Source organism: Sulfitobacter profundi (assembly GCF_042661425.1).
In the GTDB taxonomy this organism is placed as follows: domain Bacteria; phylum Pseudomonadota; class Alphaproteobacteria; order Rhodobacterales; family Rhodobacteraceae; genus Sulfitobacter; species Sulfitobacter profundi.
This window is the reverse complement of sequence record NZ_JBHSWA010000004.1, coordinates 128,204-153,270: the sequence shown is the minus strand read 5'-3', so window position 1 is coordinate 153,270 and position 25,067 is coordinate 128,204. Positions and strand designations below refer to the sequence as shown.

At 62.7% G+C, this 25,067-nt stretch carries 20 protein-coding genes and 9 pseudogenes; 8 read left to right on the top strand and 21 right to left on the bottom strand.

Annotation, left to right across the window (positions count from 1 at the left end; genetic code table 11):
- Positions 1-15 precede the first annotated feature (15 nt).
- Positions 16-516, bottom strand: a complete 501-nt coding sequence (locus tag ACFQAU_RS20645) for a TRAP transporter small permease subunit (protein ID WP_067936149.1) — start codon at positions 514-516, stop codon at positions 16-18.
- Positions 517-758: 242 nt separating this feature from the next.
- On the opposite strand from ACFQAU_RS20645, the gene ACFQAU_RS20640 reads away from it, so the two are divergent.
- Positions 759-1,853 (top strand): TRAP transporter substrate-binding protein, encoded by a 1,095-nt coding sequence (locus tag ACFQAU_RS20640; RefSeq protein ID WP_067622572.1) that lies wholly within the window; start codon positions 759-761, stop codon positions 1,851-1,853.
- A gap of 245 nt (positions 1,854-2,098) precedes the next feature.
- On the opposite strand, the gene ACFQAU_RS20635 is transcribed toward ACFQAU_RS20640, so the two are convergent.
- From ACFQAU_RS20635 to ACFQAU_RS20615, 5 genes and pseudogenes are all read right to left on the bottom strand, one after another.
- A complete protein-coding gene (locus tag ACFQAU_RS20635) occupies positions 2,099-3,490 on the bottom strand; it encodes a TRAP transporter large permease (RefSeq protein WP_132445445.1) in 1,392 nt (463 codons plus the stop codon).
- On the bottom strand, positions 3,490-4,068 hold the full coding sequence (locus ACFQAU_RS20630; RefSeq protein ID WP_067622577.1) for a TRAP transporter small permease subunit: 579 nt from the start codon (positions 4,066-4,068) through the stop codon (positions 3,490-3,492). Before ACFQAU_RS20630 ends, ACFQAU_RS20635 begins: the two co-directional genes overlap by 1 nt.
- Before the next feature lie 143 nt (positions 4,069-4,211).
- Positions 4,212-5,132, bottom strand: coding sequence for an isoaspartyl peptidase/L-asparaginase family protein (locus ACFQAU_RS20625; protein WP_132445448.1), 921 nt, complete (start codon positions 5,130-5,132; stop codon positions 4,212-4,214).
- Positions 5,133-5,161: 29 nt separating this feature from the next.
- Positions 5,162-7,545 (bottom strand): annotated as a pseudogene (locus tag ACFQAU_RS20620) (transketolase-like TK C-terminal-containing protein).
- A gap of 78 nt (positions 7,546-7,623) precedes the next feature.
- Positions 7,624-8,825 (bottom strand): annotated as a pseudogene (locus ACFQAU_RS20615) (methionine gamma-lyase).
- Between the two features lie 96 nt (positions 8,826-8,921).
- Here ACFQAU_RS20615 and ACFQAU_RS20610 point away from each other — a divergent pair.
- The 5 genes and pseudogenes from ACFQAU_RS20610 to ACFQAU_RS20590 all read left to right on the top strand — a co-directional run bounded on the left by ACFQAU_RS20610 (position 8,922) and on the right by ACFQAU_RS20590 (position 12,777).
- Positions 8,922-9,399, top strand: a pseudogene (locus ACFQAU_RS20610) (Lrp/AsnC family transcriptional regulator).
- 90 nt (positions 9,400-9,489) lie between these two features.
- Positions 9,490-10,563 carry a serine hydrolase domain-containing protein gene (locus ACFQAU_RS20605; protein WP_132445457.1) on the top strand — a complete coding sequence of 358 codons (1,074 nt, stop codon included), beginning with the start codon at positions 9,490-9,492 and terminating at the stop codon, positions 10,561-10,563.
- 19 nt (positions 10,564-10,582) lie between these two features.
- Positions 10,583-11,476: an aminotransferase class I/II-fold pyridoxal phosphate-dependent enzyme gene (locus ACFQAU_RS20600; RefSeq protein WP_386285008.1), complete on the top strand. Its 894-nt coding sequence runs from the start codon at positions 10,583-10,585 to the stop codon at positions 11,474-11,476.
- Positions 11,446-11,727, top strand: coding sequence for an aminotransferase class I/II-fold pyridoxal phosphate-dependent enzyme (locus ACFQAU_RS20595; protein WP_386285004.1), 282 nt, complete (start codon positions 11,446-11,448; stop codon positions 11,725-11,727). Before ACFQAU_RS20600 ends, ACFQAU_RS20595 begins: the two co-directional genes overlap by 31 nt.
- An 87-nt stretch (positions 11,728-11,814) precedes the next feature.
- A complete protein-coding gene (locus ACFQAU_RS20590) occupies positions 11,815-12,777 on the top strand; it encodes a pyridoxal-phosphate dependent enzyme (protein ID WP_132445463.1) in 963 nt (320 codons plus the stop codon).
- Between the two features lie 46 nt (positions 12,778-12,823).
- Here ACFQAU_RS20590 and ACFQAU_RS20585 read toward each other — a convergent pair whose 3' ends face one another.
- The 3 genes and pseudogenes from ACFQAU_RS20585 to ACFQAU_RS20575 form a co-directional block, all read right to left on the bottom strand.
- A complete protein-coding gene (locus ACFQAU_RS20585; protein WP_386285127.1) occupies positions 12,824-13,834 on the bottom strand; it encodes a pyocin knob domain-containing protein in 1,011 nt (336 codons plus the stop codon).
- A gap of 56 nt (positions 13,835-13,890) precedes the next feature.
- Positions 13,891-13,953, bottom strand: a pseudogene (locus ACFQAU_RS20580) (hypothetical protein); the annotation flags it as partial.
- 71 nt (positions 13,954-14,024) lie between these two features.
- Positions 14,025-14,117 (bottom strand): annotated as a pseudogene (locus tag ACFQAU_RS20575) (DUF2793 domain-containing protein); the annotation flags it as partial.
- 285 nt (positions 14,118-14,402) lie between these two features.
- Between ACFQAU_RS20575 and ACFQAU_RS20570 the strand changes: the two are divergent.
- Positions 14,403-15,578 carry a nucleotide sugar dehydrogenase gene (locus ACFQAU_RS20570; RefSeq protein WP_132445469.1) on the top strand — a complete coding sequence of 392 codons (1,176 nt, stop codon included), beginning with the start codon at positions 14,403-14,405 and terminating at the stop codon, positions 15,576-15,578.
- Between the two features lie 107 nt (positions 15,579-15,685).
- On the opposite strand, the pseudogene ureG reads toward ACFQAU_RS20570, so the two are convergent.
- From ureG to ACFQAU_RS20520, 10 genes and pseudogenes are all read right to left on the bottom strand, one after another.
- A pseudogene (gene ureG / locus ACFQAU_RS20565) lies at positions 15,686-16,329 on the bottom strand (urease accessory protein UreG).
- On the bottom strand, positions 16,326-16,850 hold the full coding sequence (locus ACFQAU_RS20560; protein ID WP_386284998.1) for an urease accessory protein UreF: 525 nt from the start codon (positions 16,848-16,850) through the stop codon (positions 16,326-16,328). The pseudogene ureG and the gene ACFQAU_RS20560 overlap by 4 nt, the downstream one beginning before the upstream one ends.
- A gap of 111 nt (positions 16,851-16,961) precedes the next feature.
- Positions 16,962-17,491, bottom strand: a pseudogene (gene ureE, locus ACFQAU_RS20555) (urease accessory protein UreE).
- Between the two features lie 10 nt (positions 17,492-17,501).
- Positions 17,502-19,237: pseudogene (gene ureC, locus ACFQAU_RS20550) on the bottom strand (urease subunit alpha).
- Positions 19,237-19,542: an urease subunit beta gene (locus tag ACFQAU_RS20545; protein WP_067630724.1), complete on the bottom strand. Its 306-nt coding sequence runs from the start codon at positions 19,540-19,542 to the stop codon at positions 19,237-19,239. The pseudogene ureC and the gene ACFQAU_RS20545 overlap by 1 nt, the downstream one beginning before the upstream one ends.
- Complete coding sequence (locus ACFQAU_RS20540; protein WP_067941446.1) at positions 19,539-19,736, bottom strand: hypothetical protein; 198 nt, start codon at positions 19,734-19,736, stop codon at positions 19,539-19,541. Before ACFQAU_RS20540 ends, ACFQAU_RS20545 begins: the two co-directional genes overlap by 4 nt.
- 9 nt (positions 19,737-19,745) lie before the next feature.
- Positions 19,746-20,047: pseudogene (locus ACFQAU_RS20535) on the bottom strand (urease subunit gamma).
- Between the two features lies 1 nt (position 20,048).
- A complete protein-coding gene (locus ACFQAU_RS20530; protein WP_132445606.1) occupies positions 20,049-20,819 on the bottom strand; it encodes an urease accessory protein UreD in 771 nt (256 codons plus the stop codon).
- A gap of 274 nt (positions 20,820-21,093) precedes the next feature.
- The gene (locus ACFQAU_RS20525) at positions 21,094-22,074 is read right to left on the bottom strand and encodes a zinc-binding dehydrogenase (protein ID WP_132445474.1); all 981 of its coding nucleotides are present in this window, start codon (positions 22,072-22,074) and stop codon (positions 21,094-21,096) included.
- An 11-nt stretch (positions 22,075-22,085) separates the two neighbouring features.
- On the bottom strand, positions 22,086-22,697 hold the full coding sequence (locus ACFQAU_RS20520) for a TetR/AcrR family transcriptional regulator (protein WP_132445477.1): 612 nt from the start codon (positions 22,695-22,697) through the stop codon (positions 22,086-22,088).
- A 169-nt stretch (positions 22,698-22,866) separates the two neighbouring features.
- On the opposite strand from ACFQAU_RS20520, the gene ACFQAU_RS20515 reads away from it, so the two are divergent.
- Positions 22,867-23,613, top strand: coding sequence for an SDR family oxidoreductase (locus ACFQAU_RS20515; RefSeq protein ID WP_132445480.1), 747 nt, complete (start codon positions 22,867-22,869; stop codon positions 23,611-23,613).
- A 4-nt stretch (positions 23,614-23,617) separates the two neighbouring features.
- Here ACFQAU_RS20515 and ACFQAU_RS20510 read toward each other — a convergent pair whose 3' ends face one another.
- Together ACFQAU_RS20510 and ACFQAU_RS20505 are read right to left on the bottom strand one after the other, a co-directional pair.
- The gene (locus tag ACFQAU_RS20510) at positions 23,618-24,706 is read right to left on the bottom strand and encodes an FAD-binding oxidoreductase (RefSeq protein WP_386284989.1); all 1,089 of its coding nucleotides are present in this window, start codon (positions 24,704-24,706) and stop codon (positions 23,618-23,620) included.
- Complete coding sequence (locus tag ACFQAU_RS20505; RefSeq protein ID WP_386284986.1) at positions 24,703-25,065, bottom strand: FAD-binding oxidoreductase; 363 nt, start codon at positions 25,063-25,065, stop codon at positions 24,703-24,705. The genes ACFQAU_RS20510 and ACFQAU_RS20505 overlap by 4 nt, the downstream gene beginning before the upstream one ends.
- Positions 25,066-25,067: the final 2 nt, after the last annotated feature.

Genomic DNA, 25,067 nt, shown 5'->3' with positions numbered 1-25,067 from the left:
GTGAGTGCAATGAGTTCAGGCGTCACGGGGCAGTTCCTGACGGTTAAGTACGAGTTTCAAAAATTCCGCCACACCTTGCAGCAACAGCAAACCAGCGGCGAGCGCCATGGCCATTTTCAGCGGATAGACCGGCAGCTGCACCGAGCCATAGGTCGTCTCGCCCTGAGCATAAGAGCGCATGGCGAATTCATAAGAGCGGGTGGTGAAGATCCACGCGAAGGGGAAGAAAAAGATCACATAGCCCGCCGCTTCGACCCAGCGTCGCAGGGTGGGGGCAAGGGTTTCGGTGATCAGATCGACCCGCACATGGGCTTGATGACGCAGCGCATAGCCGCCCAGCATCACGAAATAAAAGCCATATAACTGTTTCGTAACGTCAAAAGCCCAGCGGGTCGGGTCATTCAGCGCATAGCGCATGAAAACGTCATAGATGATGATTGCGGCGAAAATGACGGCGACGACCGACACGATACGCCCGACGAATTCGTTCATCTGGTCGATGAATTTTATCAAGATCTGAGCCCTCCCTGGCAGCTCGCACATTATTGGCCTTTCTGCCAAAAACAAGGCAAAAGACCAATAATAATGCTGCTTTAAGTAGCACTACGTATGCGGCGTGGGGAGAGTTTGTCCAGAAGGAGAGGTTTCAATTTGCCTAAGCCATGGACATTTTCGAAAAGCGACGATTATCTGCTGCGCAGAGCCCTCCGCATCGACGTCGGGGGAGGCTTAGCAAATATCCGTTTGGGAGGAAAAACATGGATCGTCGTTCATTTATTCGCAAAGCTGGTGTGATGGGGGCAGGTGCCGCCGCCACGACACTTGCAGCGCCCGCTATTGCGCAGGGCAACATCACGTGGCGCATGGTCACCACTTGGCCCAAAAACTTCCCCGGTCTGGGTGTCGGCGCGCAGCGTCTGGCCGACCGGATCACCGCCGCCTCGGGTGGCGAGCTGACCATTCAGGTCTTCTCCGCCGGTGAAATGGTGCCGCCGCTGCAGTCGCTCGATGCCGTGATCGACGGTACCGCCGAGATGAGCCACGGCGCGGCCTATTACTGGCAGAACAAATCGCCGGCACTGTCGTTCTTCACCGGCGTTCCTTACGGCATGACCACGCCCGAGCTGACAGCTTGGATGCGCTATATGGGCGGTCAGGAAATCTGGGATGAGATCTATGACCAGTTCGGCGTTCAGGGCTTCTTGTCGGGCAACACCGGCACGCAGACGGGTGGTTGGTTCCGTGATGAGCTGAAGAGTCTCGACGACGTTAAAGGTGTACGCTTCCGGACGCCGGGCCTTGGTGGCCGCGTCTGGGAGAAGCTTGGCGCAACCGTGACCAACATGGCCGCGGGCGAGATTTTCCAGGCGCTGCAGTCGGGCACACTCGATGCCGCGGAATTCGTTGGCCCCTACAACGATCTGGCGCTCGGCTTCCATCAGGTTGCTAAGAACTACTACATGCCGTCCTTCGTGGAATCGGGTCTGGCGACAGAGCTTGTCGTCGACAAGAAGAAGTATCAGGAACTGCCCGAGAACCTGCAGGCGATCATCCGTGACGTGAGCCAGGCGGAATACGATCAGGTTGCCGCTGACTTCTACGCCAACGATCCTCGTGCGCTGAAGACGCTGCAGGAAGAGCATGGCGTGACCGTGCGCAACTTCCCCGACGACATCATGGAAGCCGGTGCCAAGGCGTCGGTCGAAGTGGTCGAAGAGCTGCGCAACAGCGACGATCCGCTGGTCAAGAAGACCGCCGACAGCTTTGTCGAAGCGCTGAACCTCGTCCGCACCCGGACCGAGAACATCGACAGCCCCTACGTTCAGGCGCGTCAGAAGTTCTTGAAGTACTAAGCTTCGCGTTCAGGAATGTGGAAAGGCCCGGTGGAAACGCCGGGCCTTTTTATTTGAGGGCATCGCCCTTCCTCCCCCGGAGGGCGATTTTGCGACCTTTCACCAGCCGGATTGGTTTGCGAGAAAGCACGGCATCAGCTACTTTCCCACGTCCAGATCGCCCACCAGGGAGGGCGATGCCCTTAGCGCTTAAACGCAAAAGGCCCAGCGTTTCCACCGGGCCTTTGCTCTAGAAAAACGCCGTCTTACCCGGCGATCAACTTCGGCAACCACGTCACGATCTGCGGGAAGGCGAAGAGGATCGCAATCGCCACCACCTGCAACATCACAAACGGCAGAATGCCTTTGTAGATCGCACTGGTCGGCAGATCCGCCGGAGCCACCCCGCGCAAATAGAACAGCGCAAAGCCGAAGGGCGGCGTGAGGAAGGAGGTCTGCAAGTTCACCCCCACCAGCACGCCCAGCCAGATCGGATCAATGTCCAGCATCAAAAGCACGGGCGCGGTGATCGGGATCACGATGAAGATGATCTCAAAGGTATCAAGGATGAACCCGAGGAAGAACATGATGATCATCACCACCGCCACCGCCGCCAAGGGGCCGCCGGGCAGGTTGCTCAGGAACTCATGCACCAGATTGTCGCCGCCCATCATGCGGAACACGATGGAGAACACCGAGGCCCCCAGCAGAATGATGAAGACCATGCTGGTGATTGTCGCTGTTGCGATCATCGTCTCGCGCAGAATGCGGAAGGACAGGCGCCAGCGCAACGCTGCCAAGACCATCGCGCCAACGGCCCCGACCGAAGCCGCCTCGGTCGGTGTCGCAATACCGCCGAGGATCGAACCGAGAACGGCAAGGATCAGCAAGAGCGGCGGCACCAGCGCCACAAAGAAGTCCCGCAGAAGCTGGCCTTTTTCATCCGCAGGAACGGGTGTCGCAGGGCAGGAGGCAGGCGCAGTCACGGCCTTGAACAGGACATAGCCCATGTAAAGCGACACCAGTAGGATGCCCGGCAAAAGCGCCCCGGCGAAAAGGTCGCCGACCGACACGGGCGATGGCGCAAAGTTCCCCTTGGCCATCTGCACTTGCGAGTTGATGCCCGCGAGCATGTCGCCCATGAAGATCAAAACGGTCGACGGTGGAATGATCTGGCCCAGTGTCCCGCTCGCGCAGATGACGCCGGTGGCAAGCTTTGGATCATAGCCTGCCCGCAACATGGCAGGCAGAGAGATCAGCCCCATGGTCACAACCGTCGCGCCAACCACACCGGTTGAGGCGGCCAGCATCGCACCCACGATCACGACCGAAAAGCCAAGCCCGCCGCGCATATTGCCAAAGAGTTTGCCCATGGTCATCAGCAGTTGCTCGGCGATCTGACTGCGCTCCAGCATCACCCCCATGAAGATAAATAGCGGCACGGCGACCAAGACTTCGTTGGTCATGAAGCCGATGTAACGGTTCGGCAGAGAGCCGAAGTTCGATGGGTCGAAGACGCCAAAGCCGATGCCGACCAATCCAAAGAGCAACGACACACCAGCAAGCGTGAAGGCGACCGGAAAGCCCAAGAGCAAAAAGCCGATAACGCCAAAAAACATTAGCGCGGCGAGCATTTCGCCGATCAAAATCGGATCCATCAAACGGCTCCCTGCGGGTGGTCTGCGGGGATTTGGTCCCGGCTGTATTGCATGGATTTGGGCACCAGCTCAGCATTGCCGCTGAGCACGAGGATGGAGCGGATGATCCATGCAATCCCTTGAATTGCGAGTAGAAATGCAAAGCCGATGATGAAGGCCTTGAGAATATAAAGCCCCGGCATGCCGCCCACATTGGCGGACCCTTCTTGATAACCCCATGCGCGTGTCACGAAGGGCATCGAATAGGTGTAAACGATCCAGCAGAAGGGCAGCAGAAAAACGACCACGCCGATCAGGTCGATCAGCGCGCGGCGTGCCATCGTGGCGGGGCGGTAAAAGATATCGACCCGCACATGGTCGTCGCGCAGCAGGGCAAAGCCCGCAACGGCGGTGAACATCGCGCCGTTTAGCCAAATATAGAGATCTTGCATCCAAACGAAGCTGATCGCGAAAAGATAGCGCTGCACGACCACGGTGAAACAGACCAACACGATGCCGAGTGCGAGCCATGAGAAGAGATTGCCGATGAATAAGTTCACCGCGCAGATAACTCTGGCAATTGCTGCTAAAAAACGCACCTTGTCCCCTCTCCCGTCAAGTTCGTTTGACCGTCAATCAAAGGGAGGGGGCTAAATGTCAAGATTTAGATGGCGGGTGGCCCTCAACGGGCCGCATTTGTCCTGCCCGCAGTGGCAGGAGGGCAACCGAAGGGCGGGGCCGCTCAGTAGATGTTGGTTTCGGGGGCGCTGCCTTGCCGCACCGAGCCGCGGTACATCCCTTGGGAATTGAACGGTATGGCGATATTGCCCGCACCGTCCACGGCGATGACCCCGCCCGACCCGTCGTTGGGGGCCAGATCCTGCATCACCACATGATCGGCGGCGGTGGCAAGGTCTTCGCCCGCGTGTCGCATGCGTGCGGCGATTTCGCCCGCCGCGTTCCAGCGGATAAAGACCTCTCCATGTCCGGTGGCCGAGACCGCGCAGGTTGCGTTATCGGCGAATGTGCCCGCGCCGATCATCGGCGTGTCGCCGACGCGGCCCGGGGCCTTGGCGGTCATGCCCCCTGTTGAGGTGGCGGCGGCTATATTTCCTGCAACATCGCGCGCCACGGCCCCCACGGTGCCATGCCGCCGCGCCGGATCGTCCGAGACTTCGCCGCGCGCCCGCATCGCAAGCGTCTCTTGCAACGCGTCCCAGCGGGACTGGGTGAAAAAGTAGTTGCGGTCGCCGAATTCAAGCCCCGCTTGCCGCGCGATCTCGAGTGCGTTGGGGCCAATGAGCGTGACATGCTCGGTCCGCTCCATCACCGCGCGGGCCAGTTTCACCGGGTTCTTCGGGCCAAAGACACCGGCGACCGATCCCGCCCTGCGGTCGCGCCCGTCCATCACGGCGGCGTCCATCTCCTGCGCGCCTTCCGAGGTATAGACCGCGCCGCGCCCTGCGTTGAACAGGGGCTCATCCTCCAGCGCGCAGACCGCCGCTTCGACCGCGTCCATCGCGCTGCCCCATTCGCGCAGGATGGCTTCGCCCGCCTCCAGCGCGCGGGCGAGGGCGTCGTGATAGGCGGCCTCCTGCTCGGGGGTGATGTTTTCCTTGAGGATGGTTCCGGCACCGCCGTGAATGGCAAGGGAATAGGTCATGTCGGTCCTTTCGATCCGGGGGAGGGCGTCTAGCCCGCAACCCGGTGCAGCATCTGGCGGCCCGGGGTCAGCCCCTGCACCTTTTCCACGATCGACCGCGCGTCGATCCCGAAGTGGCGATAAAGGTCGGCAATGGTGCCGGTCTGGCCGAAGTGCTCAACCCCAAGCGGCACGGTCTGGTGCCCAACGACCGAGCCCAGCCACGAAAGCGTTGCCGGATGCCCGTCGATCACCGTGATCAGCTTGCAGTCGCGCGGGAGCTGCCCCAGCAGCGTCTCGATATGGCTTTCCGCCGCCGCATTGCCCCGCGCGCGGGCGCGTTGCGCGGCTGTCCAGCCCGCGTTCAGACGGTCGGCAGAGGTCACCGCCAGCACGCCGACATCGCGGCGGCCTTCGGCGATGTTGCCCGCCGCTTTGATCGCTTCGGGCGCCACCGCGCCTTGATAGGCGATCACCACGTCGCAGTTCGGCCCCGGCTTGCGCAGCCAATAGGCCCCGTCGATGGCGCCTTGGCGGAAGTCCTCGTCCACGCGCTTGCCGGGCTGTTCGATGGGATTGGTGGTGAGCCGCAGATAGACCGAGCCGCCGGTCTCATCGCGCAGCCACGTGCGTTCGTCCGGGTCGCCCTCGCCGTCCTTTTGCAGATAATCGAAAGCCCACTGCATGATGACGGCCAACTCATCGGCAAAGGCAGGCTCGAAGCTCGCCAGCCCGTCTTGGCTCATCCCAATCAGCGGTGTGCCGATCGACTGATGCGCGCCGCCTTCGGGGCGAGCGTCACGCCCGACGGCGTGCCGACAATCATAAAGCGCGCATCTTGATAGCAGGCATAGTTCAACGCATCCAAGCCGCGGGCGACGAAGGGGTCGTAGACCGTGCCGATGGGAATGACCCGCTTGCCAAAGAGCGAATGCGACAGACCCGCCGCACCCAAGAGCAGAAAGAGGTTCATCTCGGCGATGCCTAGCTCGATATGCTGGCCCTCGGGGGTGAACTCCCATTTCGCGGTGGAGGGGATTTTCTCGTTAATGAAGGTGTCGGCCTGTTCGCTGCGCGCGAACAGCTTGCGCCGGTTCACCCACGGGCCGAGGTTCGTGGTGCCGGTCACGTCGGGGGACATGGTGACGATACGCGCGGCCAGATCGCTGTCGCCTTTCGACAGATCGTCGAGGATCTTGCCAAAGGCCATTTGCGTGGAAATCTCGCGGTCGCTGGAAAGTTCGATCTGCGGCACCGGCAGGGTCGCGTCACCGTAGCGGCGGCGGCCCTTGGCAAAAAACGGCACGCGGTCGAGCGCAGCTTGCAGGGCATCGGGGTCGTCGACGGTGGCGAATTTCTCCCATTCCGCGCCCTCATTCACTCCCATGTGTTTCTGCCAATCGGCCATCTGACTTTTGGTCATCAGCCCGCCGTGGTTGTCCTTGTGCCCCGCGATCGGCGTGCCCCAGCCCTTGATCGTGTAGGCCAGAAAACAGACCGGGCGGTCGTGGTCGATGGCGGCAAAGGTCTCGGCCATGGTTTCCACGCAATTGCCGCCAAGGTTCTCCATCAGCTCGGCCAGTTCGTCATCGCTGCGCGCGTCGATCAGTGCTGTGACATCGCCCTGATCGCCAAGCGCCTCCATCAGCCGCTCGCGCCAGACCGCGCCGCCCTGATAGGTCAGCGCCGAGTAAAGTTGGTTGGGGCAATTGTCGATCCAGTCGCGCAGCTTGTCGCCGCCCGGCTCGTCAAAGGCGGCGCGTTGCAGGGCGCCGTATTTCACCTTGACCACATCCCAGCCGAAGGCGTCGAAAATCTGCTCGATCCGTTTGAACAGCCCTTCACGCACCACCCCGTCGAGCGATTGGCGGTTGTAGTCGATGATCCACCATGTGTTGCGCAGATCGTTCTTCCAACCCTCTTGCAGGGCCTCATAAATATTGCCCTCGTCGAGTTCCGCATCGCCCACCAGCGCCACCATGCGGCCCAGATCGACATCCGCGCCCCAAACCTTCGCGGTGATGTAGTCCTGCACCAATGAGGCGAAGGAAGTCACTGCCACGCCAAGACCCACCGATCCGGTGGAGAAATCCACGTCGTCGATGTCCTTGGTCCGGCTGGGGTAGCTCTGCACGCCCTGAAACCCGCGGAAGTTTTCCATCTTTTCGCGGGTCTGATTGCCCATCAGATATTGCATCGCGTGGAAGATCGGGGAGGCATGGGGTTTGACCGCCACCCGGTCCTCGGGCCGCAGGGCGCTGAAATAAAGCGCCGTCATGATCGACACCATGGAGGCCGAAGACGCCTGATGCCCGCCCACCTTGATCCCGTCCACCTTGGGCCGGATGTGGTTGGCGTTGTGGATCATCCAATGCGACAGCCACAGCAGACGTTGTTCGATGGTTTTGAGCTGGGCAGGGGCGAGAGCGGTCATGGCAGGTCTTTCATCTTGAGGATCCCTCGGGCGGTGCCCTCCTCGACACCGCCCGCGACTGGTCCGGTCTTTGCCGGATCAGGCCGCTTGCATGTTATGCGCGCCAAGCGCGGCGTAAAGGTCATCAATGATGTCTTCCGCAGATTCCAGCCCAACCGAGAGCCGCACCAGCCCTTCGGCGATGCCATGCTCGGCGCGTTCCTCGGGGGAATAGGTGGAATGGGTCATGCTCGCCGGATGCTGGATCAGGCTTTCCGCATCGCCAAGGCTCACCGCGCGCTGAATGAGGTGCAGACGGTTCATAAAGGCGATGCCGCCCGGTTTGCCGCCCTTGACCTCAAAGGGGATCATGCCGCCGAAATTGCCCATCTGCCGCCGCGCCAGTTCGGCCTGCGGAAAGCTCTCCAGCCCCGGATAGGCGACATGCAGCACCGCCGGATGCGCTTCGAGCGCCTCGGCCACCTTGGCGGCCGTGGCGCAGTGCCGCTCCATCCGCAGTTCCAGCGTTTTGATCCCGCGCAAGAGCAGCATGGCGGTCAGCGGCGACATCACGGCACCGGTCATGTCTTTGAGCCCGACAAGCCGCACCTGCGTCATGTCCTCGGCACTGCCAACGACAAGACCCGCGACCACATCACCGTGGCCTGAGAGGAATTTCGTCGCCGAATGCAACACGATGTCCGCGCCATGTTCGATGGGACGGGTGATCACCGGCGTGGCATATGTGTTGTCGACCACCACCTTGGCCCCGGCGCGATGCGCAATGGCCGAGATCGCGGCGATGTCCACCAGACGGTTGTTCGGGTTCGCGGGGGTTTCGAAATAGACGATCTTGGTCTGAGCGCTGATCACCTCGGAAAGGTTTTCAGGCTCGGTCATGTCGACCAGCGTCACCTTGACGCCAAAGCGCGGCAGGCCGTGGGTCATAAATGCAAAGGTGCAGCCGTAAAGCGTCTTGTCGATGATGATCTCATCGCCCGCCTGCAGGAATGTCCAGAGCGTGGAGGTGATCGCCCCCATGCCCGAGGCGGTGGCGAGGCCCGCTTCGGCCCCTCAAGGTTGGCAATGCGTTTTTCCAGATGGTCCAGCGTCGGATTGGAAATGCGGGTATAGAAATGCCCCGCGCGCTCGCCCGCGAACATGTCGCCGCCGGCCTCGGCGGTCTCGAAGGTGAAGGTCGAGCTCATGTAGATCGGCGGGTTCAGCGCGCCCTGTTCGCTTTGCGCGTCATACCCGTGGTGGATGGCGCGGGTGGAGAAGGATTTCTGGTTCTCGGTCATGGCTGGCCCCCTGATTGATTTTGAGGGCATGATCCGATGGCGCAAGAGGCATTTGGTTGCTAATGTATGCGCCGATTGCAGAGGATTTGGCATATCATGCCCCAAACACCCCGACTGGACGCTACTGACCGCCGCATCATCCGCGCGCTACAGCGCAATGGCCGGATGACGAACCTTGATCTGGCCGAGGAAGTTGGCCTGTCGCCTTCCCCTGTCTCCGCCGCCTGCGCGCGCTTGAGAAAAACGGCGCGATCCGTGGCTATAGTGTGGAGGTCGACGCCAAGGCCTACGGCCTGCCGGTTACGGTCATGGTGCGGGTGACGCTCGATGGCCATGACGAGGGCACGGTGAAACGTTTTGAAAATAAGATCGCGCGATCCCGGAGGTGCTGGAGTGTTTTGTGATGAGCGGATTGTCAGACTACCTGCTGCGCGTGGTGGTGGGCGATCTGGAAGACTACGAGCGTTTCGTGCGCGCCCGGCTGCACCCCATCGGCGGCATCGGGTCAATCGACACCAGTTTTGTCTACGGGGTGGTCAAACGCTCTCAGGTCTATCCTGACATCGGGGGCTGAGCGGGCGCGATTGAGGACGACGAAACCATTTAACCGGTTTACAATTCCGCCCCCTTGGGAAAGGTTCGCCCCAAGCCCCGAGGAGTCCCCATGACATTCGCCGCCACCCCCGCCCTGCAAGCCGTCGTCGACCACGCGCTGGCGCATGAGACTGACTGGCCCCGCTCGATGTATCACCCCGATGGGGCCTATGTTGGCAACCGCGAGTGGAACGAAAGCGGCCCTTGGACCGAGATCGTGGGCCCGGTAAAGCCGCGCGGCGGCCCGGCAGGGGTGATCCTGCACCGGGGGCAGCGGGTCGCCGATTGGGGCGATACGACGCGGACCGACATGACCTTTTCCATCGCCAAGAGCTACCTGTCGGTGCTGGCGGGGCTTGCGGTGAAGGATGGGCTAATCACCGACCTCGACGCGCCCGTGGGCGACAGCGTGCCGGGGCCGCATTTTGCGGGCGACCACAACGGGCGCATCACTTGGCGGCATATGTTGCAGATGAACAGCGAATGGCGCGGCGAGATTTTCGGCAAGGACGATCAGGTCGACCATTACCGCCAGATCGGGCCGGGCGCAGACAACAGCCGCAAGGGACAATTGCGCAAAGTCCGCCCACCGGGAAGCCATTACGAATACAACGACGTGCGGGTGAACGCGCTGGCCTATGCGCTGCTGATGCGGTTCGGCCGCCCGCTGCCAGAGGTGCTGCGCGCGCGGATCATGGGCCCGATCGGCGCCTCAGACGATTGGCGGTGGGAGGGCTATTCGACCTCTTGGATCGAGATGGCAGACAGGCGCGTTCAATCGGTCACCGGTGGTGGCCATTGGGGCGGCGGGCTGTTCATCGGCGCCGAAGATCACGCGCGCTTCGGCCAATTCATCTGCCAAAACGGCCAGTGGAACGGCGCGCAGATCTTGCCCGAAGGTTGGATGCAGCAAGCGCTGACGCCCACGCCGACACTGGATAAATACGGCTTCCTGTGGTGGCTGAACCGCGGGGCGGAGGCTGACCCCAAGCTGCCCGAAACCGCCTTTAGCGCGCAGGGCGCGGGTGGGCACACGATCTGGATCGCGCCGAAGCATGACATCGTGGCGGTGATGCGCTGGCTCGCCCCAACCGCCACGCCGCACTTTCTGCGCCAGCTTTTCGCTGCGCTGGCAGACCACTGAGATACGAAAGGAAAACCCCATGAAGATCGCGACCTTCGGCGTCGAAATGTGGATGAACGAGTTCGAAAACCACTGCCGCTACAACCTCGCCGAGACCTGCGTCGATTCGATCACATTGGGAGAGTTGATCGACATGGCGGGCGTCGACAATTCGGTGCTGGGCGAATTGCGCGGGATGCGCATGGGCTACGGCGCGATCGAAGGCTCGGACCGTCTGCGCGACGCAGTGGCGGGGCTTTATGAGACCCAGAGCCGCGAGAACATCCTGACCACCCATGGCACCATCGGGGCCAATGCCTTGGTACACCAAACGCTGATCTCGCGCGGTGATCATGTCATCGCCATCGTGCCGACCTACCAGCAGCACTACTCCATCCCCGAGAGCATCGGCGCAGAGGTCGAACTGCTGCACCTGCGCCCCGAGAACGGGTTTCTGCCCGATCTGAACGAATTGCGCGCCATGATGCGCCCTGACACGCGGATGATCGCCACCAACAATCCCAACAACCCGACCGGCGCGCTGATGGACCGCGCGATGCTGGCAGAGATCGCCGAGATCGCGCGCGGCAGCGAGGCTTGGGTGCTCTGCGATGAGGTCTATCGCGGCACCGATCAGACGGGTGATGGCTATACCGCCTCGATCTGCGATCTCTACGACCGCGGCATCAGCACGGCGGGCATGTCCAAAGCCTATTCGCTGGCCGGGCTGCGCGTGGGCTGGGTGGCGGGGCCGCAGGCGCTGCTTGAGAAGATCATGATCCACCGTGACTACAACACGATTTCCGTCGGGGGGATCGACGAGTATTTCTCGGCTCTCGCGCTTGAGAGCCGCGCGCAGATCCTTGAGCGCGCGCATCGGATCACCCGGGGAACCTCGAAATCTTGGCAGATTGGGTCGAGGCGGAGCCGCTGATCTCATGGGTGAAACCCCAGTCGGGCACCACGGCGTTGGTGCAATACGACCTGCCACTGCGCAGCCGCGATTTCTGCACCCAGTTGCTGGAGGAAGAGGGCGTGCTTTTCACCCCCGGCAGCGCCATGGATATGGAGGGTTGGCTGCGCATCGGTTTCGCCAATTCGACCGCCGACTTGCAGGACGGGCTGGCACGTGTCTCAACCTTCCTCGCGCGGCAGAGCGTGGCCCAGACAGCCACGCAGCCTTAACCCATGACCGCCCTCCGCTGTGGTCATCGGTTCTGACGGGCCCGCATGCCGCAGCGGCGCATCTCAGCCAACCTGATGGAGCCTATCATGCCGCCAGTCTCTGATCTGATCGCCCAATCCGCCGCGCGTTCCTGCGTGGTTCACCGCAAGATCGCAGGCGCGATTTCACGCACCCCGGTGATCGCCTCGCGCCTGCCGATGGCAGAGGGCACGCGGCTTTTCTACAAAACCGAGAACTTTCAACACACCGGGTCGTTCAAGCTGCGCGGGGCAAGTGCCAAACTGACCACGGTGCCGCTGGACCGACCGGTCATCACCGCATCCTCCGGCAACCACGGCATCGCCTGTTCACGTGCCGCCCAGACCACGGGGCATGAATTGATCGTCGTGCTGCCCGAGACGGTTGTCGCCAAGAAACGCAAAACCATCGAAGGTTTTGGCACCAAGGTCGTGATCCATGGGTCGGATGCGTCGCTTTCGGAACGGCATGCGCAAGCCTTGGCCGAAGCCGAAGGCTACACCTATATCTCCCCCTACAACGACGCCGAGGTGATCGCGGGCCAAGGCACCGCCGCGCTGGAACTGCTCGACCAGATCGAAGGGATCGACACTGTCTTTATCTCGATGGGCGGGGGCGGGCTGATCTCTGGCATGGGGTCGGTGATCAAAGAGTTCTCGCCGCAAACCCGTGTGATCGGCGTGAGTGCCGCCAACAGCTGCGCTCTGGCGGCGTCGATCAAGGCGGGCAAGATCGTCGAGACGGACCATCTCGACACTTTGGCCGATGGCGTGGCGGGCGGGGTCGATGAAGGATCGCTCACCCTGCCGATGGCGAGCGCGGTGATCGACAAGATCGTATATTGCGACGAAGAACAAATCGCCGCCGCGCTAAAGGTGCTGGCATGGGAAGAGAATATGTTGGTCGAAGGGGCCGCCGCCTTGGCGTTGGCGGCCTATCTGGCGGAGCCGCAGAAATACGCAGGCCAAACCTCTGCCGTTTTGCTTTGCGGGGGCAACTATGAGGTCGCGCAGTTGCGCAGCATTCTCTGATTGCAGCCCGGCCCGCTGTGGCGTCAGCGGGCCGGGGCTCTTTGCCTCAGGGCATGTCGAACCGCAGATCAACCCAACGGCCCACGGGGATGTCACAGGGCGCACCCCCGGCCCAGCCATCCTGCCAGATCACCTCGCGGGTACGGACATCAAGCGCCGCCATTCCCGCGTCATAGCTGCAATCGACATAGACCAACCGGTTGCCATTCGCATCCTGCGGCACTTCGATCTGCCACCCTTTGGACGCAAGCGGCGGGACATCCGTCAATCTGTAGTGGCCAAGCCCAATCCGTTCGAACCGCGCCGCTAGGGGCACCGCTGGCTCTTCGCTGCTGTCGTGGAACAGCCGGACAATCGGGCTCGCTTCCTTGATGAACCCATTGGCATCCACAGTCGTGTTCGCCCCAGTCCACAGGGATTGCCACGCGCCCCACGCCCCGGTTGCCCGCACGCGAAAGGCCAGACCCGGCGTGTCGATCCCCACTGCGATCTGCCACAAGTTCGCGCTCTGCCCGCCCAAGGTGCTGTTGCCGCACAGCAGGCCAAAGACCCCATCCAGCGCCGAAAACGGATTGGCCCCAGCGGGTGCCTGTGCATGGGCGCCGCCATAGGCTGAGAAACTGCCCGAAAGCGCATGCGCGTCAAGGTCCGCCACAAGCGGCCCCGCATCCGCACCGATGCCGAAATCCCCCACGCGCAGCAGCCGGCCCACCGTCGCGTCACCCACGCTCTCCGTCAGCGCCGCGCCCGAGGCCATGCCGCTGGCGGCGTCAAAGGCCAGCGCGGTGGTCCACCCGCTGCCATCGGCGCTGACCTTGATGGCGAAATCATCCTGCCCCGCCGTGCCCATTTCGGCCCGTCCGGAAAAATCGGTCTGGAACAGCAGGCTCGCGGTATCGGCGGCGCTGGCTTTGTTGAGCTTCACTTGATGCCCCGCGCCTTCGTGGGTGAACAGGCTCGCCGGGGAAGAAACCGACAAGCGATTGCCGCTGTCGTGATCCGTGTTGATCCCCACCCCAGAGAGGTTCGCCAGATCGGGGGCGACACCTCGGCCCATGCGCCCGCCACCCAACGGTGCAGGATCCCGGTGGATTTATCCAAGGCAAGCCAGCCGTCCTGTGGCGCGCTGAACTGCCAGGTCTCTCCAATCCAGACGGCCAGTTCGCCGACATGACCCGCCCAAGCCGCCGTGGGGGCGGTGCCGAGGGCATGAACCTCCCCGCCTGCGGCAGGGCGGGCGGCGTGTTGGCGTCGAAACCTTCGACCGCAAGCTGCACCAGAAGGTCCAGCCGTTGCAGCGCTTCGTTGTGGGTCACATGTTTCTGCGCCTGTGCCGGCATCAGATAGGGAAGGGACAGGCGCTCTGAGGTGTCGGGCATCGGGGCTCTCCGGGTTATGGGTCGCCTGAGACTGTGTGAAAGAAGTCTTTCCAGCCTGACAACCCACCGCTCGGGCGGGGCGCAACGGCGCGGGGGCTTGCCCGGCCGCGCCCCGCGCGCAAATTGCTGAACCGGGCTGCTTTCACATTCGCCAATCCGCCCTAACTCCCTGTCAGGCGGCACCTTTTCAATCCGAAAGCCGCAGTCTAACATCCCGCCACCGGCACGCAGGAAAGGCCCACGCTTATGTCTATGACCAAGATCGCCGTTGTTGGCATCGGCTATGTCGGGCTGTCGAACGCGGTGCTTTTGGCGCAGCACAATGACGTGACGGCGGTGGATCTGAACGCGGACAGGGTGGCGCAGGTGAATGCGCGCCACGCGCCGATCGTCGACCCCGAGATCGAGCAATACCTCGCCCAAAAGCCGCTCACCCTCAAGGCCAGCACCGAGCCGGAGGCGGCATACCGTGAGGCCGACTATGTGCTGATCGCCACGCCGACGAACTATGACCCGCGCACCAATGTTTTCGACACCTCCAGTGTCGAGGCCGTGGTGCGGGATGTTCTGGCGGTTGCGAAAACGGCCACCATCGTTATTAAATCCACGGTGCCGGTGGGCTATACCGCAGGTCTGTCTGCCGCGTTGGACACCGATCAAGTGATCTTCAGCCCGGAATTCCTGCGCGAAGGCCGCGCGCTTTATGACAATCTGCACCCCTCGCGGATCGTCGTCGGCGAAGACAGCCCCCGTGCGCGGCGCTTTGCGCAACTGCTGGCCGAGGGGGCAATCGACGATGATATTCCCATGCTCTTTACCGGTGCCTCCGAGGCAGAGGCGGTCAAACTCTTCGCCAATACTTTCCTCGCCATGCGGGTGGCGTATTTCAATGAATTGGACAGCTATGCGCTGACCAATGGGTTAGACACGCGCCAGATTATCGACGGTGTCTGCCTCGACCCGCGCGTCGGCGGGCATTACAACAACCCATCTTTCGGCTATGGCGGCTATTGTTTGCCCAAGGATTCCAAGCAGTTGCTGGCGAACTATTTGGATGTGCCGCAGAACCTGATCAACGCCGTGGTCGAGGCGAACCGCACCCGCAAGGATTTTGTGTCAGAGCAGATCATGGCACTTGGCCCGCAGCGGGTGGGCATCTACCGGCTGGTGATGAAGACCGGGTCGGACAATTTCCGCCAAAGCTCGGTCCAAGGGATCATGAAACGGCTCAAGGCCAAGGGCATCGAAGTGATCGTCTATGAACCTGTGTTGCAGGAGGACCAGTTCTTTGGTTCGGAGGTCACCCGCGATCTGGAGGCCTTCAAGGCGCGCGCGGATGTGATCGTGGCAAACCGCAATCACCCCGATCTGGCGGATGTCCCGGACAAGGTCTTTACCCGCGACCTTTTTGGCGCGGATTAACGGACGGGCGGCACTCCTCAACGCGCTTTGGAATGGTGGGCCGCAGCGGGGCGAGGATAGCAGCCGTTGCCCGCCTTCCGCGACCGGAAGGCGGGTCTCACCACCGCCTAATCCGCGGTTGCCGGGGCCATAGGCGCAAGGTCCAACCCGCCCACCTGCGCCAGATGCTCCAGCAGGGCGTCGACCCCTTGACCGGACTTCAATGCGCAAAAGACCGTCGGCAGGACTGGCCGCATCCGCGCGCTGTCACGCTGCATGACCTCAAGCGAGGCCCCGACATGGGGCGCGAGATCGGTCTTGTTGATCACCAGAATGTCGGACTTGGTAATCGCCGGACCGCCTTTGCGGGGATTTCCTCACCCGCTGCCACGTCGATCACATAAAGCGTCACATCCGCCAATTCAGGGCTGAAAGTGGCCGACAGATTGTCGCCGCCGCTTTCGATCAAGACCACGTCCACCTCAGGGTGGCGCGCGACCATCTCTGCCACGGCGGCAAGGTTGATCGAGGCATCTTCGCGGATTGCCGTATGCGGGCAGCCGCCGGTCTCGACCCCGATGATCCGGTCTTGGGGCAACACCTGCATCCGCATCAGCGCTTCGGCATCCTCTTGGGTGTAGATGTCATTGGTGATCACGCCGATTGACAGCCGGTCACGCAGGGCGCGGCAAAGCGCTGCCGTCAGGGTGGTTTTGCCCGCGCCCACGGGGCCGCCGATGCCGACGCGCAAAGGGCCGTTGTTGCGTTTCATGTGCGGAAAATCCTCGAATACTGGGTTTCGTGTTTCATGGCGGCGATGTCACTTAAAAAGGCGGTGGAGGAGAGATCGTCGAGCGTGCCCGCCGCCGCCCCGGCAACTTCGAGACAGACTGGCGCGAGCGCGCGGATGACGATCTGCCCCTCGGTCTGCCCCAAGGGAATAAGGCGCATGCCTGCGGTGGCAAGATTGGCGGCAAAGGCGTGCAAGAACATCTCTAGCGTTTGGCGCAGCGGCAGCGCTTGCAGACGCGCCGCGTGTCCTACGGCAACAGGATAGCAAAGCGGCGGCAGGTCGACCTGCCAGATCGCGGCACTTGCGCGGGCAAAGGCTTCGCCTTGCAGCACGGTCTCTTTCAACCGCTCGGCAGAGGCGGCAAAGACGCGGGCCTGCGCGTCGATCTCTGCCGGGTCATCCGCGCGATAGGCCGCCGCGAGGAAAAGCGCATCGGCCTGTCCCGCGCCGTGCCGCAGCACGCTGGACAGCCAGTCGGCCAAAGCATCTTGATCCGTCACCGCCCCGTCCTGCACCGCCCATTCCAGCCCGTGGCTATAGGCAAATGCCCCCACCGGATAGGAGGGGAGAGCATCTGCACCAGCGTCAGAAGCGCGTCGGCCTGCAGGGTTTCAGCCATGCGCGTGGTCGTGGTGCTGGGCGGGGTCGTGATCATGCGCATGGTCGTGATCATGAACGGCGTGATGGACAGGGCCGTGGTCATGCCCATGGGTGCGCCCATGGCCATAGGCACCGCCTTCGGGGCGGAAGGGGCGGTGATCTCTCGCGTGGCGGCACCAATCTGGCCAAGCATCTTGGCGATCACATGGTCGCGCTGGATCACAAGCCGGTCGGCGTCGATCTGGCAGGGGGTATGTCGGTTGCCGATGTGCCACGCGATGCGCGGCAGGTCGGGGCCGGTCACTTCCAGCAGGTCTTCGTCGGCGGCCACCACCTCAACCACGCGCCCGTCGGCCAGAACAAAAGCGTCGCCGTGGTCAAGCGAGGTGGTCTGCGCCAAATCGACCAGAAACGGCAGCCCGCCCGCTGTGGTCAGCACCTTGCGGCGCAGAAAACGCCCGTCATAGGTCAGTTCTACCCGGTCACTGGCATCGGACCACGCTTCGGCGCGGCGCATGTCTTGGCATAGGATGGGGGTCATTTCGATCTCGTCAAAACAGGAAATAGCGCTGCGCCATGGGCAGCACAGAGGCAGGTTCACAGGTCAGCAACTCACCGTCGGCGCGGACTTCATAGGTTTCGGGGTTCACCTCGACCTTGGGCAGCGCATCGTTCAGCTTTAGATCGCGCTTGCCGATCTCGCGGGTGTTGCGCACGGCGAGGGTTTGTTTGGCAAGGCCAAGCCTGCCGCCCACGCCCGCCGCCTCTGCCGCTTCGCTGATAAAGACCACGGCAGAGTTTTCCACCGCGCGGCCATAGGCCCCGAACATGGGCCGCGAATAGACCGGCTGCGGGGTCGGGATAGAGGCGTTTGGGTCGCCCATCTGCGCACAGACGATGCTGCCCCCAAAAGCACCATCTCGGGCTTCACTCCGAAAAAGGCGGGGTTCCACAGCACCAGATCGGCGCGCTTGCCCTCTTCGATGCTGCCGATATGGGTCGAGATGCCATGCGCGATGGCGGGGTTAATGGTGTATTTCGCAATGTAGCGGCGGACGCGGAAGTTGTCGTTCTCGCCCGTCTCTTCGGCCAGCCGCCCGCGCTGCTTTTTCATCTTGTCGGCGGTCTGCCATGTGCGGATCAAGACTTCTCCGACCCGGCCCATGGCCTGACTGTCGCTGGCGATGATGGAAAAGGCCCCCATGTCATGCAGGATATCTTCGGCGGCGATGGTCTCTCTCCGGATGCGGCTTTCGGCAAAGGCCACGTCCTCGGGGATGGATTTATCAAGGTGGTGACAGACCATGAGCATGTCGAGATGCTCTTCCAGTGTGTTGACCGTGAAGGGCCGCGTGGGGTTGGTCGAGGAGGGCAGCACATGCTCTTCGCCGCAGATCTTGATGATATCCGGCGCATGGCCCCCGCCTGCGCCTTCGGTGTGGAATGCGTGGATCGTGCGGCCTTTCATGGCCTTTACGGTATGTTCGACAAAGCCGCTTTCATTCAGCGTGTCGGTGTGGATCATCACCTGCACATCCATGGCGTCGGCGACGCTCAGGCAGCAGTCAATCGCGGCAGGGGTGGTGCCCCAATCCTCATGCAGTTTCAGCGCACAAGCGCCCGCGTTGATTTGTTCTTCAAGGGCGGCGGGCTGGCTGGCGTTGCCTTTCCCCGCGAAGGCGAGGTTCATCGGAAAGGCATCTGCCGCCTGCATCATGCGCCCAATATGCCAGCCGCCGGGCGTGCAGGTGGTGGCCAATGTGCCATGCGCGGGGCCGGTACCGCCGCCGAGCATGGTGGTCAGCCCCGAATGCAGCGCGTCTTCGATCTGTTGCGGGCAGATGAAATGGATGTGGCTGTCAAACCCGCCTGCGGTCAGGATGCGCCCTTCGCCCGCGATCACCTCGGTGCCCGGTCCGATGATGACATCGACCCCCGGTTGCGTGTCAGGGTTGCCCGCCTTGCCGATCTTGGCGATGCGCCCGTCTTTCAGCCCCACATCGGCTTTGTAGATGCCGGTATGGTCGACGATCAGCGCATTGGTGATGACCGTGTCCACGGCCCCGCCTGCTCGGGTCACCTGCGACTGGCCCATGCCGTCGCGGATCACCTTGCCGCCGCCGAATTTGACCTCTTCGCCATAGGCGGGGGCGTTTTGACCGCTGTGTTCGGTGGTCAGGTCGCGCTCAACTTCGATGATGAGGTCCGTGTCAGCCAGCCGCACCCGGTCGCCCACCGTGGGGCCGAACATGGCGGCATAGTCACCGCGTTTGATCTGTGCAGGCATCAGAGGTCTCCCATCACCGCGCTGTTAAAGCCAAAGATCCGCCGCGCCCCGCGGATCGGGATCAGCGATACCTCACGCCGTTGGCCGGGCTCGAACCGCACAGCGGTCCCCGCCGCGATATCAAGCCGGTGCCCCCGTGCCGCCGCGCGGTCAAACTCAAGCGCGGGGTTGCTCTCGGCGAAATGGTAGTGGCTGCCCACCTGCACCGGGCGGTCACCGGTATTGGCCACCATGAGCGTGATCGCCTCGCTGTCGGCATTCAGGGTCAGCAGGCCCGCCGCCGGAAAGATCTCTCCGGGGATCATGCTTTTGCTGTTTTCAGGTGGCGCATGGCAAGGATCAGGCCCGACAGCACAAAGGCCAGCCCGGCGACAATATAGACCGCCAGCGATCCGTCACTCTCTGCGCCATGGCCATGGGGGAGAGGCGCTGTATGGGCAAAGGCCGCCATGGCAAGCGACATGAGCGGCAGGGCAAGAAGGGGGGCAAAACGCGGCATGAAATGTCCTTATCTGATGGGGTTGTGCACGGTGACCAATTTGGTTCCGTCGGGGAAAGTGGCTTCGACTTGCACTTCGGGGATCATCTCGGCCACCCCCTCCATACAGTCGTCTCGGGTGATGACATGGGCACCGGCCTGCATCATATCGGCCACGCTGCGCCCGTCCCGCGCGCCTTCGACCACGGTGTCGGTGATCAGCGCGATGGCTTCGGGATGGTTCAGCTTGACCCCCGCGCAAGGCGCTTGCGGGCGACCTCGGCGGCCATGGAGATCAGCAATTTGTCTTTTTCTCGCGGGGTCAGTTGCACGTCAGGTCATCCATGATCGGGGGAGGGTGTCACCGCTCAGTTCGCCCAAGATCGGGACGAGCGACTGGCGAAGGTCGAAACTGTCTGCCGCGAGGATCCGCGCGACCAGCAGGTCAGGGCCGATCAGACTGGCCCCGGCGCTGGCGGGCAATTGGCCGCGGAGCCGGGCAAGCCGCGCTTCGGCATCGGGCGCGACATAGATAATCGTGGCAAGGGCGCCCGCGCCCGCCGCGATATGAGGGGCCGCCAGATGGGCGGTGACATCGCCGCTAAGCGTCATCGCGTCGTGGAACAGCGGGCGTCCCGCGCGGCTGACCTCGATCCGGTCGCGGAAATGGGCCTGTCGAAGGGTTTCACCCATGGCGGCGCGGCCAAAGACCAGCGGCTCAACCAGCAGGAGGGAGGCATCTTGCGCCAGATCGACCGACAGCCGCCGCCGCAGCGCGCATCCGTCATAAAGGATCGTCTCTTGCGGCAGCCAATGCAGCGTCGCGCCGGAGTCTACGGCGAGGGTGTTGCGCAGGTTTGCCACTTGCCCCGGTTGCGCGCGATAGGCGCGTTCGGCGGCCTGCGTGGTGAGGCTGAGCGCGGCCTTGGCCTCTGCACGGGCGGTCAGGGTGAAGGCATCGCCGCCCGTGATGCCACCTGCGGAATTGATAATGATCGCTTGCAGCATCGCGGGGTCGGGGCGCGGAAACAGCAGCTTCATCGCGCCCGATTGCCGCAAATCCCCCAGCATCGAGCCACCCCGCGCGGCCTTGGCCGAGACCATCGCCGCACCGATCGCGCGCGGCTGCACGGGGGTCGCTTGGGGGCTGTTTATGCTGGTGTCGACGAGAATGAGAATGGCTCCGCCCGGAAAGGTATGATGATTTTTTAATCACCATAGAGACGGGGAGAGTCATCGCCGAGGCGGTGCAGGGTCGCCAGCGCGCTGCATTTGCCCAAATAAAGGGCGGAAATTCGCGGATGTGTCGTAATCTTGGGCGGTCCAAGAATGGCGCGGCGGCCCCGCGTTGAGGGCCGCCGCTGTCGTTAAATCCCGATCAAGGGCGCAGCATGACCTTGCCGCCACGCCCGGTGGTCAGTGCGGCCTTCATCGCCTCGGTCACATCGGCCAGCGGGTAGGTGCCGCCTGTGTCGAGGGGGAGCTGCCCCTTCGCGGCGAGTTGCACCAGCTCACCAATCAGACGGCCCCGCGTCTCAGCCGCCATGTCACCACTGACGCGCGAACCCCAGAAGCCTTTGACGGTGATGTGCTTCATGATCAATTCGCCCGAGGACATGGAAAGCGGTTGGCCCGTCGCCGTGCCGAAAACGATCAACTCCCCATCCTTGCCCAGAAGCTCGACCAATTGACCGCCCACCTCCCCGCCGACCGAGTCGATGGCCGAAACCGCGCCGTCTTTGCCGATCAACTCGCGCGCCTTGCTCTGCCAATCCGCATCTTCGGTGGAAAGCACGTTCTCCGCGCCGGTGTCGCGCATTTCTTCGGCGGCACCTTCGCGGCGGACGAGGTTCAGCAGCTTGATCCCGCGTGCCTTGGCCAGACCGACCATGATCTTGCCCACCGCGCCGTTGGCGGCGGTTTGGATCAACCATTCGCCTTCGCCGACCTTCAGGGTCTCCAGCAGGGACAGGGCGCTGAACGGCATGGCGATCAACTGCGCACCGGCCTCGTCCGAGATCGCCTCGGGCAGGGGCAGCAGGCCGGCAGCGGGGGCGGTGAAATACTCAGCCCATGCGCCGTGGAACCCGGCCGCCGTGACGCGCTTGCCGATCAGCGCTTCGTCAACGCCTTCGCCCACGGCCTCGACGATGCCAAGCGCTTCAGAGCCGCCGATGGCACCGGGCAGTTCGGGCTTGTAGCCATAGTTGCCGCGCACGGTCCAAAGGTCGTGGTTGTGAATGGGCGACAGCACCATGCGGACCAGCGCTTCGCCTGCGGCGGGTGCGGGTTTGTCGGTTTCGCGGGTGGTCAGAACCTCGGCGGGCTCGCCGAATGTGTCGTGGATGGCAGCGAACATGCTGTTTCCTTTCAGGTTGGGAATTGGCCCCCAGTGGGGGAGAGTTGGGCAGAGGTTTCAGCGCGGGCCATGCGCAGGGCTGCATCGCTGCGCGCCAGTTTGGCCAGCACCGCCGCGCCGAGCCATTTGGCATAGAGCATGCGGGCGGTGGTTTCGGGGTCAGACAACGCACGAACGGTCCCATCCTCTGCGCCTTGGCGCAGCAATTGGGCAATCCGGGCGACCAATGCGTCGACACCCTGATCAAGTGTTTCGCGCATGGAATCCGACAGATCAGCTACTTCGGAGCCGAGTTTCACCACCAAACACGCATTGGCGATCCCCGGGGCGCTAGATTGGCTGAGCCATGCAGACCAGAAACTGTCGAGCTTGTCGCCCGCCGTTCCCGGGGCTGCAATCAGCGCATCGACGCGGTCGAGATAGGCCTCGATGTAATCGGCCAGCATCGCGGTGCCAAAAGCCTCTTTCGACGCGAAGTAATAGTAGAACGACCCTTTGGGCACGCCGCTTTCGCTCAGGATCCGCGACAGGCCAACGCCAGAGAACCCGTGCCGCAGCACGAGGCTACGTCCGGTGTCCAAGATGCGTTGCCGCGTCTGATCTGATTTCTTTGCGTCTGTCATGAGGGGCATCTATGAAATAATAGACCGGTCGTCTAGTGCGCTCGCGTGAATGTGAGGCGCGGACCCCGTGATGATTGGAAAGCGGTGAAAAAACCTTTCCCTGTAACATCTTATATATTAGATTCTCAGTAACGGCCCGACGCGCAACGATAAGGAATGGGATAGTAGGATGAACCAAAAGATTGCTCTGATCACAGGGGCCGGGAGCGGCGTCGGCCTCGCCTGCGCGCAAAGGTTGGCGAAAGACGGTTTCACTCTCGTTCTCACCGGGCGGCAGCAGGATAAGATCGACGCTGCCTGTGCTACGCTTGACGGGCAGGGGCATATCGCCGTGGCTGCGGACGTGGGGGTTGAGGCCGATGTCGACGCGCTTTTCGACAGAGTGGAGGCGACCTTCGGGCGGCTGGACCTGCTGTTCAACAATGCCGGGCGCAATGGTCCGGCGGTTGAGGTGGATGCGCTCAGCGTGGCGGAGTGGAATGACATCGTCGCGACCAATCTGACCGGCTCTTTCCTCTGCGCCCGCGCGGCCTTCGCCTTGATGAAACGCCAAAGCCCAAAGGGCGGGCGGATCATCAACAACGGCTCGATCAGCGCCCATGTGCCGCGCCCTCTGTCGGTGCCCTATACGGCGACGAAACACGCGATCACCGGGCTCACCCGCGCGTTGTCGCTCGATGGGCGCGCGCATGACATCGCTTGCGGGCAGATCGACATCGGCAATGCGGCCAGCGAGATGACGGAGCGGATGAAAGACGGCATCCTGCAACCGAACGGCAGCCGCATGTCCGAGCCACGCATGGATGTGAACGACGTGGCCGAAACGCTGTCATACATGGCGAAGCTGTCGCTCGACTCCAACGCCATGTTTGTCACCGTGATGGCCACCAAGATGCCATTTGTCGGGCGCGGCTAAGCCGTCAAAGCACCTTGCCCGGGTTCATCAATTGGCCCGGGTCGAGCACGGCTTTGATCTGCTCCATCAACTCCAGCGCGACCGGGTCTTTATAGCGGCGCAGTTCGGCCCGTTTGAACGTGCCAATGCCATGTTCCGCCGAGAATGAGCCGCCCATCTGGTGCACGATATCATGCACGATGCGGTTGAACGTGCTGTATTCTGCAAGGAAATCGGCATCGGCCATATCGACGGGGCGCGACAGGTTGAAATGCAGGTTGCCGTCGCCGAAATGGCCAAAGGGGCAGGGGCGCAGTCCGGGCATATGTTCCATGCATGCTTGAGTCGCCTCGCGGATGAAATCAGCCACGCGCGAGACCGGCACGGATACGTCATGCTTAATCGACGCGCCCTCAGGCTTTTGCGCTTCTGAGAGGTTTTCCCGCAGCGCCCAAAGCGCGTCCTTCTGCGCTTCCGATGCGCCGATCACGGCGTCGATGATTTCTTCCGCCTCATACGCTGCTTCCAACGCCGCCTCCAGCCGGGCATCAAGGTCGGCCTGCGCGCCATTGCCGGTGAGTTCGATCAGGCAATAGGCCGGATGGGTCTCTGCCATCGGGTCGCTACAGCCGGGCGCGTGGTCGATCACCATTTGCAGGCCAAGCCGGTCGATATATTCAAAAGTCGAGAGCGTGTCCGCCGTTTGGCCACGCATCCGGGCATAGAGCGCGAGCGCGGGGTCGGGGCCGGTGCAGGCCACCAGCGCCGTGGCGCGGGCGGTGGGCTTGGGGAAAAGCTTGATCACCGCTGCCGTGATGATGCCAAGCGTTCCTTCGGCCCCGATAAAGAGGTGTTTGAGGTCAAAGCCAGTGTTGTTTTTCCGCAGCCCGCCCAGATCATTCAGCACCCGGCCATCGGGCAGAACCGCTTCGATCCCCAGCACCAGATCGCGGGTATTGCCATAGCGCAGCACCGCCGTGCCGCCCGCGTTGGTCGAAAGATTGCCGCCGATCTGGCAGGACCCTTCGGAGGCGAGCGACAGCGGGAAGAGCGCATCAACCTCATCCGCAGCCGCTTGGATATTGGCGAGGATACAGCCCGCCTCAACCGTCATGGTTGCGTTGGTCGGATCGACCCCCGAACGCGGTTCAGCCGGCCAGTCGTGAGGATGATCCCGCCGTCCGGCACGCCGCCCCCAGCCAGACCGGTGTTGCCGCCCTGCGGGGTCACCGGCACCTGTGCGGCATGGCACAGACGCATGCAGGCGGCGACCTCCTCGGTGGAGCCGGGGCGGATGAGGGCCAGCGCCGTGCCGCGCCGAAGCCCGCGATCTTCGATCAGCCGCGCGTCGAAATCCTTGGCGTCGGTCACGACATGGGCGGCACCGATGGCTTGGCGCAGATCATCGAGCAGAGCGCTATGGTTTTGCCCGTCCGTTTCGGGCGCGCGGCGTGGCGCGGTCAGAGTGGTCATCT

What these genes read in the sequence shown, in the direction of transcription:
- ACFQAU_RS20605 (WP_132445457.1), top strand. Translation starts at nt 9,490, where the DNA reads ATGACATTCGCCGCCACCCCCGCCCTGCAAGCCGTCGTCGACCACGCG.
- ACFQAU_RS20540 (WP_067941446.1), bottom strand. Translation starts at nt 19,736, where the DNA reads ATGCCGCGTTTTGCCCCCCTTCTTGCCCTGCCGCTCATGTCGCTTGCC.
- ACFQAU_RS20530 (WP_132445606.1), bottom strand. Translation starts at nt 20,819, where the DNA reads ATGGTCTCGGCCAAGGCCGCGCGGGGTGGCTCGATGCTGGGGGATTTG.
- ACFQAU_RS20520 (WP_132445477.1), bottom strand. Translation starts at nt 22,697, where the DNA reads ATGACAGACGCAAAGAAATCAGATCAGACGCGGCAACGCATCTTGGAC.
- ACFQAU_RS20545 (WP_067630724.1), bottom strand. Translation starts at nt 19,542, where the DNA reads ATGATCCCCGGAGAGATCTTTCCGGCGGCGGGCCTGCTGACCCTGAAT.
- ACFQAU_RS20525 (WP_132445474.1), bottom strand. Translation starts at nt 22,074, where the DNA reads ATGTTCGCTGCCATCCACGACACATTCGGCGAGCCCGCCGAGGTTCTG.
- ACFQAU_RS20585 (WP_386285127.1), bottom strand. Translation starts at nt 13,834, where the DNA reads ATGGGCCGAGGTGTCGCCCCCGATCTGGCGAACCTCTCTGGGGTGGGG.
- ACFQAU_RS20515 (WP_132445480.1), top strand. Translation starts at nt 22,867, where the DNA reads ATGAACCAAAAGATTGCTCTGATCACAGGGGCCGGGAGCGGCGTCGGC.
- ACFQAU_RS20510 (WP_386284989.1), bottom strand. Translation starts at nt 24,706, where the DNA reads ATGACGGTTGAGGCGGGCTGTATCCTCGCCAATATCCAAGCGGCTGCG.
- ACFQAU_RS20635 (WP_132445445.1), bottom strand. Translation starts at nt 3,490, where the DNA reads ATGGATCCGATTTTGATCGGCGAAATGCTCGCCGCGCTAATGTTTTTT.
- ACFQAU_RS20600 (WP_386285008.1), top strand. Translation starts at nt 10,583, where the DNA reads ATGAAGATCGCGACCTTCGGCGTCGAAATGTGGATGAACGAGTTCGAA.
- ACFQAU_RS20590 (WP_132445463.1), top strand. Translation starts at nt 11,815, where the DNA reads ATGCCGCCAGTCTCTGATCTGATCGCCCAATCCGCCGCGCGTTCCTGC.
- ACFQAU_RS20625 (WP_132445448.1), bottom strand. Translation starts at nt 5,132, where the DNA reads ATGACCTATTCCCTTGCCATTCACGGCGGTGCCGGAACCATCCTCAAG.
- ACFQAU_RS20640 (WP_067622572.1), top strand. Translation starts at nt 759, where the DNA reads ATGGATCGTCGTTCATTTATTCGCAAAGCTGGTGTGATGGGGGCAGGT.
- ACFQAU_RS20570 (WP_132445469.1), top strand. Translation starts at nt 14,403, where the DNA reads ATGTCTATGACCAAGATCGCCGTTGTTGGCATCGGCTATGTCGGGCTG.
- ACFQAU_RS20505 (WP_386284986.1), bottom strand. Translation starts at nt 25,065, where the DNA reads ATGACCACTCTGACCGCGCCACGCCGCGCGCCCGAAACGGACGGGCAA.